This window comes from Nonomuraea zeae (genome assembly GCF_005889725.1).
In the GTDB taxonomy this organism is placed as follows: domain Bacteria; phylum Actinomycetota; class Actinomycetes; order Streptosporangiales; family Streptosporangiaceae; genus Nonomuraea; species Nonomuraea zeae.
On sequence record NZ_VCKX01000288.1, the window covers coordinates 1 to 15,019 of the forward strand.

The 15,019-nt window shown below is 71.4% G+C and carries 13 protein-coding genes; 4 read left to right on the top strand and 9 right to left on the bottom strand.

Translation table 11 applies throughout. From position 1 onward, the window contains the following. The 8 genes from ETD85_RS50320 to ETD85_RS50355 all read right to left on the bottom strand — a co-directional run. Nucleotides 1-889: serine/threonine-protein kinase (locus tag ETD85_RS50320; RefSeq protein ID WP_138696963.1), on the bottom strand; the 889-nt coding region annotated here is incomplete at its 3' end. A 39-nt stretch (nucleotides 890-928) separates the two neighbouring features. Next, nucleotides 929-2,092 (bottom strand): LLM class flavin-dependent oxidoreductase, encoded by a 1,164-nt coding sequence (locus ETD85_RS50325; protein ID WP_138696964.1) that lies wholly within the window; start codon nucleotides 2,090-2,092, stop codon nucleotides 929-931. A gap of 11 nt (nucleotides 2,093-2,103) precedes the next feature. Continuing rightward, nucleotides 2,104-3,159: a zinc-binding dehydrogenase gene (locus tag ETD85_RS50330; RefSeq protein ID WP_138696965.1), complete on the bottom strand. Its 1,056-nt coding sequence runs from the start codon at nucleotides 3,157-3,159 to the stop codon at nucleotides 2,104-2,106. Between the two features lie 68 nt (nucleotides 3,160-3,227). Beyond that, nucleotides 3,228-4,181, bottom strand: coding sequence for an ABC transporter permease (locus ETD85_RS50335; RefSeq protein WP_138696966.1), 954 nt, complete (start codon nucleotides 4,179-4,181; stop codon nucleotides 3,228-3,230). Next, nucleotides 4,178-5,149, bottom strand: coding sequence for an ABC transporter permease (locus tag ETD85_RS50340; protein WP_138696967.1), 972 nt, complete (start codon nucleotides 5,147-5,149; stop codon nucleotides 4,178-4,180). Before ETD85_RS50340 ends, ETD85_RS50335 begins: the two co-directional genes overlap by 4 nt. Continuing rightward, nucleotides 5,142-6,659, bottom strand: coding sequence for a sugar ABC transporter ATP-binding protein (locus ETD85_RS50345; RefSeq protein ID WP_138696968.1), 1,518 nt, complete (start codon nucleotides 6,657-6,659; stop codon nucleotides 5,142-5,144). Before ETD85_RS50345 ends, ETD85_RS50340 begins: the two co-directional genes overlap by 8 nt. A 1-nt stretch (nucleotide 6,660) precedes the next feature. Beyond that, nucleotides 6,661-7,731, bottom strand: coding sequence for an ABC transporter substrate-binding protein (locus ETD85_RS50350; RefSeq protein WP_138696969.1), 1,071 nt, complete (start codon nucleotides 7,729-7,731; stop codon nucleotides 6,661-6,663). A gap of 99 nt (nucleotides 7,732-7,830) precedes the next feature. Further along, on the bottom strand, nucleotides 7,831-10,374 hold the full coding sequence (locus tag ETD85_RS50355) for a PA14 domain-containing protein (RefSeq protein WP_206059384.1): 2,544 nt from the start codon (nucleotides 10,372-10,374) through the stop codon (nucleotides 7,831-7,833). Nucleotides 10,375-10,536: 162 nt separating this feature from the next. Between ETD85_RS50355 and ETD85_RS50360 the strand changes: the two genes are divergently transcribed. From ETD85_RS50360 to ETD85_RS50375, 4 genes are all read left to right on the top strand, one after another. Beyond that, nucleotides 10,537-11,337 carry a DeoR/GlpR family DNA-binding transcription regulator gene (locus ETD85_RS50360; protein WP_206059385.1) on the top strand — a complete coding sequence of 267 codons (801 nt, stop codon included), beginning with the start codon at nucleotides 10,537-10,539 and terminating at the stop codon, nucleotides 11,335-11,337. Between the two features lie 26 nt (nucleotides 11,338-11,363). Further along, on the top strand, nucleotides 11,364-11,615 hold the full coding sequence (locus ETD85_RS66385) for a hypothetical protein (protein ID WP_138696970.1): 252 nt from the start codon (nucleotides 11,364-11,366) through the stop codon (nucleotides 11,613-11,615). Between the two features lie 74 nt (nucleotides 11,616-11,689). Next, nucleotides 11,690-13,192, top strand: coding sequence for a sugar ABC transporter ATP-binding protein (locus ETD85_RS50370; RefSeq protein WP_240779961.1), 1,503 nt, complete (start codon nucleotides 11,690-11,692; stop codon nucleotides 13,190-13,192). Between the two features lie 117 nt (nucleotides 13,193-13,309). Then, complete coding sequence (locus ETD85_RS50375; RefSeq protein ID WP_138696972.1) at nucleotides 13,310-13,543, top strand: hypothetical protein; 234 nt, start codon at nucleotides 13,310-13,312, stop codon at nucleotides 13,541-13,543. 84 nt (nucleotides 13,544-13,627) lie between these two features. On the opposite strand, the gene ETD85_RS50380 is transcribed toward ETD85_RS50375, so the two are convergent. Next, the gene (locus ETD85_RS50380; protein WP_240779962.1) at nucleotides 13,628-14,644 is read right to left on the bottom strand and encodes a coiled-coil domain-containing protein; all 1,017 of its coding nucleotides are present in this window, start codon (nucleotides 14,642-14,644) and stop codon (nucleotides 13,628-13,630) included. Nucleotides 14,645-15,019 lie beyond the last annotated feature (375 nt).

Here is a 15,019-nt window from a genome sequence, read left to right on the forward strand (position 1 = left end):
GCGGCGGGGCGGCGGGCGGGCGCCATCGGGGGTCGGCGCCGACGACGGCCGCCGCCTGCCGCAGCTCCTCCGGGTTGGACGCCGGGTGCTCCAGCAGCCGGAGGATCACCTGCTCGGCCGTCGGCCGGCGGGACGGGTCCTTCGACAGGCAAGCCGCCACGAGCTCGCGCAGCGGCCCGGTCAGCCGGGCCAGGTCCGGCTCGGCGTGCAGCACCCGGTTGATGATCGCCGGCACGGTCTCGGCCTCGAACGGGCCCGCGCCGCTGGCCGCGAACACCATCGTGCTCGCCCAGGCGAACATGTCGGCCGCCGGTCCCACCGGGTGCGCGAGGATCTGCTCGGGCGCCATGAACGCCGGGGTGCCCACGGGCATGGAGGTGATCGTCGAGGTGGCGTCGAGCGCCCTGGCGATGCCGAAGTCGATCACGCGCGGGCCCTCGCCGCCCAGGATCACGTTGTTCGGGCTGAAGTCGCGGTGCACGATGCCGGCCTGGTGGATCGCGGCGAGGGCGGTGGCGGTGCCGATGGCCAGCCGGTGCAGGGCGGACTCCGAGCGCGGGCCCTCCTGGGCCACGACGCGCTGCAGGGGCGGGCCGTCCACGTACTCGCTGACGATGAACGGCTGCTGCTCGTGCACGCCGGTGGCCAGCACCTTCGCGGTGCAGAACGGGGCGACCCGCCGGGCCGCCGCCGCCTCCCGGGCGAACCGCTCGGCCGCCACCTCGTCGCCGGCCAGGTGCGGGCGCAGCCACTTGACGGCCGCCTGGGCCCCCTGCTCGTCGACGCCCAGATAGACGACGCCCTGCCCGCCCTCGCCCAGCCGTCCCCGGATCTCATAGCCTCCGAGACTGGCGGGATCTCCTGCTCTCAGCTCAGATATCGACGGCATAGCCGGATTATGCGCGCTGAATCTTGCGAACGGCTTTCATCAGCCCTGTCTCTCCTCCTGGTGCTCCTCCTGATGCCGCTGCATCGCGGAGGTGATCGCGGCCCCGGCCGCGCCGATGAACTCGCCCCGGTTGGCCGCCGCCCAGTCCCTGCTGGCCTCCGTCGTGACGGCCGACCCCTGGAACACCGGGGCGACATAGCGGGCGAACAGCTCGTACGACCTGTGGGTGGCGGCCGTGTCGGCCCACTCGTGCCCCATCAGCAGGTACGCGCCGAAGCCGCCGGACCTCTCCTGCAGCCGCCGGATCTGGGCGACGGCGTCGTCCGGGGTGCCGATCACCGCGAGCCCGGTGCCGTTCATGGCCTCGACCAGGCCATCGGGGTCGTCCACGCCGTCGGGCGCGAGGGGCAGGGCGGCCACCCGGCGGAAGTAGTCCACCCACTGCGGCAGCCCGAACGCCACCTCCGCCGCCGCCCGCTCCCGCGTCTCGGCCAGGTGCATCGGCCCGACCAGCCGCCAGTCGTCCCTGCGCACGGTGGTGCCGTACTCGGCCGAGCGTTCCCGCATGATCCCCCAGTGATAGCCGAGCGCGTCGAACCCGCCCAGGCTCGTCGCACCGAGCGACAGCAGCGAGCAGCCGAACCGCCCGGCCGCCCGCGGCCCGGCGGGCGAGACCTGCGCCGCGACCGCCACCTCGAAGTGCGGGCGCTGGTAGGGGCGCAGCTGCAGCCGGGCGTTCACCAGCCGGAACCAGTCGCTCTCGTAGGTGACCGGCTCCTCGCCGCGCAGCAACAGGAGAATGGCCTCCAGGGCCTCCTCCATCATGTCGCGCTGGCGGGCCACCTCGATGCCCATCATGTACGCGTCGCTCGGCAGCGCCCCCGGCCCCACCCCGAACATCACCCGTCCCCTGGTCAGGTGGTCGAGCAGCACCATGCGGTCGGCCAGGATCAGCGGGTGGTGGTAGGGCAGGCTCGACACGCCGGTGCCCAGCCGCAGCCGCCGCGTCCGCTCGGCCGCCGTCGCGATGAACACCTCGGGCGAGGCGATGAGCTCGTAGCCGGCGGAGTGGTGCTCGCCGATCCACGCCTCGTCGAAGCCGAGCCGGTCGAGGTGGACGATGAGGTCGAGGTCGCGCTGGAGTGCGAGCGTGGGATTCTGGCCGACCGGGTGGAACGGGGCCAGGAAGACGCCGAAGCGCATGAGCTCATCTCCTAGGGCTTGACCATGATCTTCACGTGCTCCCCCGGCGCGCGCAGCGCCTCGAACGCGCCGGCCACCCCGTCGAGACCGACCGCCGAGGTCACGAGGCCGGCCGGGACGTCGCGCTGGAGCACGGCGGCGAACTCCGCCTGGGTGTAGCCGAACACGAAGCGCACCTCCAGCTCCTTGACGATCGCGGGGAAGGCCTCGATGCCGTCCGGCTCCATGCACACGCCCACCACGACCACCCGCGACTTGGCCGCGGCGCCGTCGATGACCTGCTGCAGCACGCCGGGCACGCCGACGCACTCGAAGATCACGCCATCGTTGCCGGGGAAGCCGAACAGCTCGTTCGCGCCGCGTTCGAGCGCGGTGGCCGGCACGCCGAACTCCTGCCACCGGGCGTACGGCGACTCGGCGGCCGGGTCCACGACCACGTCGGCGCCGAGCCGGGCGGCCAGGCTCCGGCGGGCCGGCGAGAAGTCGGCCGCCACCACGGGCGCGTGACCGCGCGCCTTGAGCGCCGCGATGACGGCCAGGCCGACGGGCCCGCAGCCCACCACCACGCAGACGTCGGAGGGCGCCAGGCGGGCCGCCGCGACGGCGTGCTCGCCCACGGACAGCGGCTCGGTCAGCGCCGCCTCCTCCGCCGTCCGCCCCTCGGGCACGGGCAGGAGCCCATCCTCCTGGAGCACCATGAGCTCGCCGAACCCGCCGGGGTAGCGCTGCGAGTAGCCGATGCTCTCCGGGCCCTGCGGCCCGAGCACCATGGGCACCGCGCACACCATGGTCCCGATCGGCAGCCTCCCGGCGGTGTCCGGACCGTAGCCGACCAGCTCGGCGCTGAACTCGTGCCCGAACACCAGCTCCCCCGCCGGGTCGAAGACCACCGGCGCGCCGACCCTGCTCAGATTGCCGGCGAACGCCTCCAGGTCGCGGGCGGCGTGCAGATCGGACCCGCAGATGCCGCAGGCCAGCGTTCTGACCAGCACCTGGCCGGGGCCGGGGACGGGGTCGGGAAGCTCGGTGACGCCGATCCCGGCGACGCTGGCGACGGCTGCACGCATGCGGCCCTCCCTCGGACCGAACGACATTCTAGGTCCGGGGTATCACGGCCCGCGTCCCCGATCAATCCTCACGTGATCCGCTGCGCCTTGCTCAGGAGCCGCTGCGCCACCACCACCAGCGCCAGGAACACGCCGCTGACCACCTGCTGGAAGGCCGACGTCAGGCTCCCCACCTGGTTGATCAGGCTCTGGATGACCCCGAGCAGGAGCACTCCGGCCACGGTCCCGGTGATCCCGCCGGCCCCGCCGGTCAGCAGGGTCCCGCCGATCACCACGGCGGCGATGGCGTCCAGTTCCAGCCCGATGCCGAGGATCGTCACCCCGGAGGACAGCCGGGCGGCGTTCAGCGCGCCGGCCAGCCCCGCCAGCAGGCCGGACATGACGTACACGTACACCTTGGTCCGCCGGACCGGGACGCCCATCAGCGCCGCCGCCTGCTCGTTGCCGCCGATGGCGTAGACGTTCTGGCCGAAGCCGGTGCGCTGGAGCAGCACCATGGCCGCCAGCGCCAGCGCGATCGTGACGTAGACGGGATAGGACAGCCCCAGCACCTCGCCCTGGCCGAGGGTGGCGAAGGCCCGGTCCTTGACCAGGTACGTGGTGGCGCCCTCGTCGGAGATCGCCAGCATCAGGCCGCGGACGCCGAGCAGCCCGGCCAGCGTCACGATGAACGGCGCCATCCCCGTCCTGGCGATGACCAGGCCCTGCAGCAGACCGACGACGCCGCACACCGCGAGCGGCAGCAGCAGGGCCACCAGTGCCCCGTACTGCGAGCTGTAGGCCGCGAGCACCCCGCCGAGCACGAACAGCGACCCCACCGACAGGTCGATCCCGCCGCTGATGATGACGAACGTCATCCCGATCGCGATGATCGCCAGGAATGACGACGACACGACCACGCTGGCCGCGTTCTCGGGTTCGGCGAAGGAGTCGAAGCCCAGGCTGCCCACGATCACCAGCAGGCCGAGCACCATGAGGGCGCCGTGCTGCTGGAGCACCCGGCTCACCTGTTCGCGGTTCATCGGGTCCCACGCTCCCTGGTGGCATAGACGGCGGCCAGGATGATGACCGCCTGGACCATCTGGGTCCACGACTGCGGCAGGTTGTGCTTGATCAGCGTGGCCGCGAGCAGCTGCATGAGCAGCGCGCCCATGACCGTGCTGAGCACCCTGATCCGGCCGCCGGTCAGCGGCGTGCCGCCGACGACGACGGCGGTGATGGCCGACAGCTCGATGAACATCCCGAGCGAGGTCGGGTCGCTGGCCTGCAGCCGGGCCGTGGCCAGCACGCCGGCCAGGGCGGCCAGCAGCCCGGAGATCACGTAGACGGTCAGCAGGACGCGCTTGACCGGCAGCCCGGACAGCTCGCTGGCCTGGCGGTTGCCGCCGATCGCCACCACCTGGCGGCCGAACGTGGTGCGCCGCACCACGAACAGCACGATCAGCGTCAGGGCCGCCGCGATGAGCACGATGACCGGGATCCCGGCCACCGAGCTGCTGCCCAGCGCGATCAGGCCGGGGCTGCGGAACTCGACGAGCTGGGGCACCAGGACGTTGGCCAGCCCGCGCACGCCGACGAGCAGCGCCAGCGTGGCCACGATCGGCTGCACCCCGACATAGGCCACCAGCGCCCCGCCCGCCGCCCCGACGACGGCGCCGCCGATGACGGCGACCACCAGCGCGGGCAGCCAGCCGTAGCCGAGGTAGAGCACGACGAGCGCGGCGGCCAGCGCCATCACCGAGCCGACCGACAGGTCGATGCCCTGCGTGCCGATCACCAGGGCCATCCCGAGCGAGACGATCACGATCGGGGTGACCTGGACGAGCTGGGTGCGGAAGTTCGACGCGTCCAGGAAGTGGGGCGTGAACAGCACGTTGAACAGCAGCAGCGCCAGCACCGCGGCGTACACGCCGTAGTCCTGCACCCAGGCGAAGACCCGCGGCTTGAGCACGGCGACCCGGCCGGCCCGCTGCTGGGTGAGCTCAGCCATCGGCCTGCTCCGCGATCGTGGCCATGATCCTCTCCTCGGTCACCTCGTCGCCGGACAGCTCCCCGACGACCGCGCCCTCGCGCAGCACGAGGATCCGGTCGGCGCCCTCGACCAGCTCCTCCAGGTCGGAGGAGATCAGCAGCACGCCCAGCCCTTCCCCGGCCAGCTCGTCGATCAGCGCCTGCACCTCGGCCTTGGCGCCGACGTCGATGCCGCGGGTGGGCTCGTCGAGCAGCAGCACCTTGGGCCGCACGGCCAGCCAGCGGGCGAGCAGCACCTTCTGCTGGTTGCCGCCGGACAGCTCGGAGACGAGCTGGTGCGGTGATGCGGCCTTGATCCTCAGCCTCCGCATGAAGATCTCGACCACCCGGTCGATCTTCGCGTCGGACACCACGCCCGCCCGGCCGAGCGAGGGCAGCGCGGCCAGCGCGATGTTCTCGCGTACCGACAGCGTGGGGATGATGCCCTCGGCCTTGCGGTCCTCGGGCAGCAGGCTGACACCCGCCCTGATCGCCGCCGTGGTGGAGCCGCCGCGCAGCGGCAGCCCGGCCACGAGCACCTGCCCGCCGTCCAGCGGGAGCGCGCCGACGATGGCCTTGGCGGTCTCGGTACGCCCCGCGCCGAGCAGTCCCCCGAGACCGACGATCTCGCCGGGCCGGACGGAGACGTCCACCCCTTCGAGCACGTGCCGCCTGGTCAGCCCGCGGGCCTCGACGACCGGCTCGCCGTTCAGCCGCCCGTCCCGGCGGGCGAAGCGGGTCACCCCCTCGGCGCGGACCTCGGTCAGGTCGCGGCCGAGCATGAGCGAGATGAGCTTGAGCCGCTCCAGCCCGGCCAGCGGCCCGGTGTGGGCCAGGCGGCCGTCGCGCAGCACGGTCACCTGGTCGCACACCTGGTAGAGCTCGTCGAGCCGGTGGCTGACGTACATGACCGCGATCCCGGTGTCGCGCAGCCGCCTGATCACGCCGAACAGCGTCTCGACCTCGCGCGGCTCCAGCGACGAGGTGGGCTCGTCCATGATGACGACCCTGGCGTCCACGGAGACGGCCCTGGCCAGCGCCACCATCTGCTGGGCGCCGACGCCGAGCGTGCGCAGGGGCCGCCGGACGTCGGTCTCGACGCCGTAGCCCGCCAGCACCCGCTCGGCCTCGCCGTACATGGCGGCGGCGTCGATCACCCCGAACCTGCCGCGCGGCTCGCGCCCGAGCAGCAGGTTGCGCGCCACGCTCATCATCGGGACGAGGTTGACCTCCTGGTAGATGGTGGAGATGCCGGCGCGCTGCGCGTCCAGGGGCGCGCCGAAGGCGGCGGGGGCGCCCCGGTAGCGCAGCTCGCCGCCGTCCGGCCGGTACACGCCGGTGAAGACCTTGATCAGGGTGGACTTGCCGGCGCCGTTCTCGCCGACGAGAGCGTGCACCTCGCCCGGGTGCAGGGCGAGGGACACGTCGTCGAGGGCGAGCACGCCGGGGAAGCCCTTGGTGATGCCCCTGGCCTCGAGAACCGCTTCCAAGTCAGTACGCCTCACCGAGGGAGTCCTTGGCGTTGCCCGTGTCGTAGCCCCGGTCGGAGATGATGACCTTGTCGGGGATGGGCTGGCCGTCCAGGAACTTCTGGGCGGTCTCGAAGGCGAGCGGGCCGAAGCGCGGGTTCGACTCGATGACCGCGTGCAGCCAGCCGTCGGCGATGCCCTGCACGGCGCTGCGGGTGCCGTCCACCGACACGATCTTGATGTCGCCGGCCTCCTTGCCCGCGCCCTTCAGCGCGGTCACCGCGCCCAGCGCCATCTCGTCGTTCTCGGCGTAGATCCCGTTGATGTCGGGGTTGGACTGGATGAGCTGCTCGGTGACCTGCTGGCCCTTCTCGCGGGCGAACTCGCCGGTCTGCTCGAACGAGATCGTGATCCCGGGGGCCTTCTCCTTGACCCGGTCCTTGAAGCCGTTCGTGCGCTCGGTGGTGACGTTGTTGCCGGGCGCGCCGAGCAGGATGGCGACCTTGCCCTTGCCGGAAAGCGCCTCGATCATCCGGTCGGCGGCCCGCTTGCCCTGCTCGTAGAAGTCCGAGCCGATGAAGGTCAGGTAGTCGCTGCACGCCTTGGCGTTGATCTTCCGGTCCACGGTGATGATCGGGATCTTCTTGGCCGCGGCCTGCTGGAGCACCGGCTCCCAGCCGTCGGAGTTCAGCGGGGCGATGACCAGGAGCCGCACGCCCTGGGCGATGAGCTGCTGCACGTCGGTGATCTGCTTGGAGAACTGCGACTGGGCGTTGGTGACCTTCAGGTCGGAGATGCCGAGCTTGGCAGCCTCGTCCTTGATCGACTTGGTCTCCGCGATGCGGAACGGGTTGGCCTCCTTCTCCGACTGGGAGAAGCCGACGGTGGCCGTCTTGAGGTCGAACTTCGTGCCGCCGAACTGGGCGAGCGTGCACGTCGGCCCGCTCGCCGCGCCCGAGGGGCTCTGCACGACCTGCTGGCCGGCCGTGCTCGCGGTGGCGGGCGCGCTCTGCGGGTCCTCGGCCTTGGCGCAGGCGGCGGCGGTGAGGAGAACGGCCAGTGCTAATGCGGCTGTCCGGATATGGGGGGTCATTGCGCTTCCTTTCCTATCAGGCGCGGCGCCCGGGCCGCAGGACCCGGGCGCCGCCGAACTCACGCCGTGCGGGAACGTCGAGGGAACGTCAGGGCGGTGTCAGGTGCAGGGCGGGCTGATCGCGCCCGTCAGCGCCTTCTGCGCGTCGTGGACGCGCCGCACGTCGGGCTTGGTGATCGACCTGTCGTACGTCATCAGGCCGTTGATCTCGGTCTCGACGTCCGTGGTCTGGGTGTAGATGGCGGCGCTGAGCTGCTCGCAGGCGTGCAGCTTCGCCAGCTCGCCGATCATGGCGACGTAGCGGGTGGTCAGGGACTCCGGGTCCGGCTCGACCGCGTAGCCCCAGCCGCCGCCCGACCAGGTGTGGCCGACCATCGGCAGGGCCAGGCCGCCGTACTCGCCGATCACGTTCGCCCTGGTGCCGGCCGGCTTGCCGGGGTTGCCGGGGCCGGGGTAGATGTGGAAGTCCTTGACGTCGCCGTTGCCGCCGTCCACGGCGCCGCAGCAGTTGATCCCGCTCATGTTGTTCACCAGCCGAGAGGGATCCCAGCTCTTGACCAGGTCGGCGATGCGCGCCTGGTCGTACTGGCCCCAGCCCTCGTTGAACGGCACCCACATCACGATCGACGGGCTGCTGCGGTGCTGGTCGACCAGCTCGCGCAGCTCGGACTCGAACTGCGGCCGGTCGTCGGTGCGGAATGCCGACGGCATGTCCTGCCAGACCAGCAGGCCGAGCCGGTCGGCGTGGTGGTACCAGCGGTCGGGCTCGACCTTGACGTGCTTGCGCACGGCGTTGAAGCCGAGGGCCTTGGTCTGCTCCAGGTCGTGGCGCAGGGCCTCGTCGGTGGGGGCGGTGTAGATGCCGTCGGGCCAGAAGCCCTGGTCGAGCGGGCCGATCTGGAAGACGGGCTTGCCGTTCAGCAGGATCCGGTTGCCGGAGACGGCGATGGAGCGCATCCCGAAGTACGACTCGACCTTGTCGTGCTTGAGCCTGACCTCCAGGTCGTACAGGTGCGGGTCGTCGGGCGACCACAGCCTGGGGTTCGGGACCGGCAGCCTGAGCTCCTTGCCGACCTGGCCGGTGACCCGGCCGACCACGCGCCGGCCGTCCCTGGCCACGACGGTCGCGAGGCCGGGCGAGCCCTGGACGGTCACGTAGAGTGCCTGGCCGCGCAGGTCCGGCACGGTGTCGACGCGGTCGACGCGGTCCTCGGGGACCGGCTCGATCCAGACGCTCTGCCAGATGCCGGAGTTCGCGGTGTACCAGATGCCGCTCGGGTTGAGCCGCTGCTTGCCGATGGCCTGGGTGCCGGTGTCGGTCGGGTCGTACACGCCGACGACCAGTTCCTGGGACCCGCCGCGCTTGAGCGCGGCGGTCACGTCCGCGGTGATGCGGCCGTAGCCGCCCTTGTGGGTGGCGACCTGCTTGCCGTTCACGTAGACGGCGGACTGCCAGTCCACGGCGTCGAGGTGCAGCAGCAGCCGCTCGCCGCGCCAGGTGCGCGGCACCTCGAACGTCCGGCGGTACCACATGCGCTCCTCGTGCCGGCCGATGCCGGACAGCTGCGACTCCACCGGGTACGGCACGACGATCCGCTCGGCCAGGTCGCGGCCGAACGGCGCGGCCTCGCCCTCCCTGGCGGCGGCGAACTGCCAGGTGCCGTTGAGGCTGCGCCAGCGGTGCCTGACGAGCTGCGGCCTGGGGTACTCGGGCAGCGGGTTCGCCGGGTTCACGTCGTCGGCCCACCTGGTGCGCAGGATGTAGGCGGAGGCGTTGACCACGTGCGCGAAGGGGTAGGCGGCCAGGGGCGTGCCGTCGGTGTAGGTGATGGCGGCGCTGCCGTCGTAGGAGGTGCGGACGGTGCTGCCCGCCTTGGACGGGACCGGATATTTCAGCTTGAGCTCGACTGTTTCCGGATTTTTCAGGATTGCGGAGGTCGCCGGCCAGGCGGCGCCCCCGACGGTGAGGACCAGCTTCTCGGCGGCGTTCGCCGGCAGGGCGCTCAGCGGCTTGGCGAACGTCAGCGTCGCGACGTCACCGGCCTTGGAGAGCCTGGCGTCGTAGGGGCCGTCCGGCCGGAAGTCCTCGGGCACGGTGAGCGCCTCCACGGGCACGATGGCCTTCTGCTGGCTCGGGCTCTGCCAGCGCAGGCGCAGGTTCGCCCCGCCGAAGTGCTCGAAGTACTCGACCTTGATGTCGTACTTCCGGCCCGCTTCGAGCACGATCGGGGTGCCCGTCTGCTCCCGGTCCCAGTCGTCCACCCAGTGGTCGATGATCGGCTTGCCGTCCACCCAGAGGCGGTAGCCGTTGTCGCCGATCATGGTGAAGGTGTAGGTCTCGGAGTACGCGGCCTGGATCTGTCCCGTCCACCGGACGCTGACGTCGTCCTCCCTGCCGGTCAGCAGCTTGAACGCCGGGTTGAGATCGGTGAGCTCCAGATTGGGGTCGATGATGCTCGCCTTGAGCTCGGCGAAGTCGAACGCCCCCGCGCTGGAGGCGAGGTAGTAGTCGCCGCGCAGCCCGTTCCGCTCCGGGACGGCGGCAGCGTCGGCAGCGGGGGCGGGCAGGGCTGAGGCGGGTGCGGCGGGCATCTGCCATAACGCGGACACGAGTACGGCCAGCAACGCGAGGCGCTTACGCACGGGGGGTCCTTTCGAAACGCGCCGATCAGGTTCGGACAGCTTTTGACCCTGACACGCTCCAAAGTAAGCACCGGCGGACCGAGCCGGTCAAGATTTCCGATCAAATTCGTTCCCATTCGGTCAGAGGTGAACTCATGTTGGCCCGTCCACTATGATCGGGACGTGAGCGACACGCAGAGCGACGGCCGCAGGCCGGTGTTCGCCGCTGAACGCCGGCAGCGCATCCTCGATCTGGTGCGTGCCAACGGCGCGGTGTCGCTGCGCGAGCTGGCCCAGGCCGTCCACTCCTCCGAGGTCACCGTCCGCCGCGACCTGCGCGCGCTGGAGTCGGAGGGCCTGCTCAACCGGCATCACGGCGGCGCCACCCTGCCCGGGGAGCTGTCGCGCGAGGCCGGCTACGCGCACAAGGTGTCGCTGGAGTCCGCCGAGAAGGCGGCCATCGCCGACCTGGCCGGCGCCCTCGTCGAGGACGGCGACGCGATCGTGATCGGTCCCGGCACCACGACGCAGGAGTTCGCCCGCCGCCTGACCAGGCACTCCGAGCTGGCCGTGGTGACCAACTCGCTGCTGGTGGCCCAGGTGCTGGCCGGTTCGCCGCGCATCGAGGTGATGCTGACCGGCGGCACGCTGCGCGGCTCGATCCTCGCCCTGGTCGGCAGCGCGGCCGAGCATTCGCTGGCGGGGCTGCGGGTGCGCAGGGCGTTCATCTCGGGCAACGGCCTGACCGCCGAGCGCGGCCTGTCCACGCCCAACATGCAGGTGGCGGGCGTCGACCGCGCGCTGGCCGCGGCCGCCGAGGAGGTCGTGGTGCTGGCCGACCACACCAAGATCGGCGTGGACACGATGGTCCAGACCGTCGCCGCCGACCGCATCGACCACCTCGTCACCGACGACTCCGCACCCCGCGACGTGCTCGACGAGCTGGGCGCCCGCGGCGTGCGCCTGCACGTCGCCCAGTTCTGATCGAATGTGACAATCCCGTTACTATAATGTTTCCTTCCTCGACCACCATCGAGGCGGAGGCAACCGTGCTACAGGTGGCGGGCGTCGACCGCGCGCTGGCCGCGGCCGCCGAGGAGGTCGTGGTGCTGGCCGACCACACCAAGATCGGCGTGGACACGATGGTCCAGACCGTCGCCGCCGACCGCATCGACCACCTCGTCACCGACGACTCCGCACCCCGCGACGTGCTCGACGAGCTGGGCGCCCGCGGCGTGCGCCTGCACGTCGCCCAGTTCTGATCGAATGTGACAATCCCGTTACTATAATGTTTCCTTCCTCGACCACCATCGAGGCGGAGGCAACCGTGCTACAGGTGGCAGGCGTTCTCAAGACCTTCCAGGGTGTCACCGCCCTCGACCACGTCACCCTGTCCGTGCGTCCCGGCGAGGTGCACGCGCTGGTCGGCGGCAACGGCGCCGGCAAGTCGACCCTCGTGAAAGCGCTCTCCGGCGTCCACCAGCCGGACGCGGGCGAGCTGCGCCTCCTCGGGGAGCCGGTCAGCTTCGCCGGTCCCGCCGACGCCCGGCGGGCGGGGATCGCCACGATCCACCAGGAGACGAACCTCGTACCGACCATGAGCGTGGCCCGCAACCTCCTGCTGGGCCGCGAGCCCCGGGGCCGGCTCGGGCTGATCGACGCCGCGGCCGTGCACGCCCGCGCCGAGGAGGTGCTGGCCGCGTACGGGCTGCGGGTGGACGTGCGCCGGCCGCTCGGGTCGCTGGGCGAGGGCGCCCGCCAGCTCGTCGCGCTGGCCAGGGCCGCCTCCGCGGACGCCCGCCTGGTGATCATGGACGAGCCCACCTCGGCGCTGGAGCACGCCGAGCTGGAGACCCTGTTCGGCGCCGTGACCAGGCTGCGTGAGCAGGGCCGCTCGGTCGTCTACGTGACGCACCGGCTGGAGGAGCTCTACGGGATCTGCGACCGGGTCACGGTGCTGCGCGAGGGCCGGGTCGTCCACACCGGCCCGCTGGCCGGGCTCGACCGGCTGCGGCTGGTCTCCCTCATGCTGGGCCGGCCGTTCCATCCGGTGGAGCCCGCGCCCGATCCCGGCCCGGCCTGCGACGGCGCGGCTTCCGCCGACCTGCCCGTGCTGGAGGCCAAGGGCCTGACCCGCCACCACATGCTCGACGGCGTCTCCCTCGCCATGCGGGCGGGCGAGGTGGTCGGGCTCGGCGGGCTGCTCGGGGCCGGGCGCAGCGAGACGGCCAGGGCGATCGCGGGCGCGCTGCCGGTGGACGCGGGCCAGGTGACGGTGGCGGGCGCGCGATCGTCCTGGCCGGCCCGCAAGTGGTCGATCAGGAGCGCCGTACGCGCCGGGGTGGGGCTCGTACCCGAGAACAGGAAGACCGAGGGGATCGTGCCGACGCTGTCGGTGCGCGACAACATCGCGCTGGCCGCCCTGCCCCGCCTGTCGCGGGCGGGGATCGTGTCGGACGCGCAGATCGACGGGGTCGTGGCGACGTTCATGAAGCGGCTCGGCATCAAGGCGGTCTCGCCGCGCCAGCCGGCCGGGGAGCTGTCGGGCGGCAACCAGCAGAAGGTGCTGCTCGCGCGGTGGCTGGCCATGCAGCCCAAGGTGCTGCTGCTGGACGAGCCGACCAGGGGCGTCGACATGGCGACCAAGGTGGAGATGCAGGCGCTGCTGGACGAGCTGGCCGTGGACGGGCTGGCGATCCTGCTGATCTCCTCGGACGTGGGCGAGCTGGTGGAGAACTGCGACAGCGTGGTGGTGCTGCGGGACGGGGCGATCACCGAGCAGCTCAACGGTCCGGAGGTCACGGAGGACCGCCTGCTGGCGGCCCTGGCGAAGGACTGACGCCGAGTGTCCGGCAGAGCTGGCAGCTTTGATCAAATGCGCTTACCGTGACGTCAGACATGGACATGGCCCCGGCCTGCTCTGGTTGGGGCGCCCGATCGGTTCGGAGGAGCCTCCATGACTTTCAAGCGACGGGTCTTAGCGGCGGTGCTGGCCGCCGGCGTACTCGCTGTCGGCGCGACGCCGGCCCACGCCATCCCCCCGCCCCCGCCAGGGGGCGACCTCCTCATCGTCTTCAGTTACTACAGTGGCGAACAGGTCATCGGACAGCGCTGGTTCGGGTGCGGTCAGCCTCCGGGCGAGTGGGGAGTCCTGGAGGGTCCGTCGAAGGTCTTCTTCACGCCCTGCTGAGCCGAAGAGAGCGTCGGCGGCCCGCGACCCGGCTACGGCAGGCCCTCCGGGTGGGATTCCCGGAGGGATGATCGCGCCACCTCGTCAGTAGACCGAGATGTGGGGATGGTCGTAGTGGTTGGCCGTGGTGCCGCCGCGGTCGGACATGGTCCGCCAGGCGCCCGTCCCGGCGTGCCAGATGCGCTGGCGGTAGATGATGTACATGATCCCCAGCCGCTTGGCGTTCTTGATCGCCCAGTTGGCGATCTCCTCGCCGCGCTTGAGCTCCGCCCCTGACGGCAGCGCGCCGCCCCGGCTGAGCATGAAGTCGCAGGCCCGCCCGAGCGGGTGCTCGCCGCCGTCCTGGATCGCCCGGTAGCACCCGATCCCGAACGGGACCTCGAAGCGGTCCTTGATGAGCTGCTTGACCAGCCGCATCCTGGGCGTGATGTTGTCGGACCCCTCGGGCAGCTGCGGCACCCACGTGCCGTCGGAGCGCCGCACGCCCGGCGCCTGGTAGAGCTGGTCGATCTTGTCCTTGATCCGCTCGATCTGCCGCTCGGCCTTCTTCTTGCCCTTCTCCAGGTCCCCGACGGTCTCGGCGAGCTCCTTCGCACGGGCCGCGGCCTCGTCCTTCGCCTGCTGGTGGGCGTCCCTGACCTGGGCGTAGCCGCGCAGCCTGGCGTCCTGGAGGTCCACGAGATGCTGGACCAGCGCCAGCCTGGACAGCAGGGCCGTGGGGTCCTCGTTGCCGGTCACCAGGGCGATGCGGTTGGGCTCGCCGCCGGTGTACTCGGCGATGGCCATGGCCCGGAGCTCGCCGGAGTTGCGGTCGTAGACCTCCTGGGCAGCGGCCAGCTTCTCCCGTGCCGCTTTCTCGGCCTTCTCCGCCTTCTGCTGGGCGATGCGGCTGTTGTAGTAGTCGGTGATGAGCTTGTCCGACTCCTTCTGGAGCTCGGCCAGCTCTTTCTTGAGCTGCTTGACCGTGGGTTTCGGCGCGGCCGGTGCCGCCGTCGCGGACAGCGGCACCAGGAGGACCGCGGTCAGGGCGGCGGCGCCGCGCCGCACGATGGACGTACGGACTGGGCCACGCAACCGGTCGGCGGGAGACGCAGCCGCCACTCTTCTCCTTACCCAGAGCCGCAGGGCAGGTTCCGGTCAGGAGTTAATCAGGCCGGGGGGATGCCCTCTATCCGACGCTGATAGTAAGGGATCCCGCCTCCCGGCACGCAACTTATGACTTTTCCTGATCTCGCGACCTGCGTACCCTTCGCGCGACAATCTGCCGTCCGAGCAGGGCGGAACCGGGCACCACGATCAGCCCCAGGAGGCTGGTGCCCAGCCCCAGATCGATGTCGGCGTCCAGCAGCCCGTCGCCGTCGCCGCCGAGCAGCGGCACGTCGACCGACACCTTGACCGACAGGGAGATCAGCGGCTCGTGGCTCTGGGCGGGCGCGCGCGTGGTGGTGTCTCCAATACTCCACTACCACGCCCTGC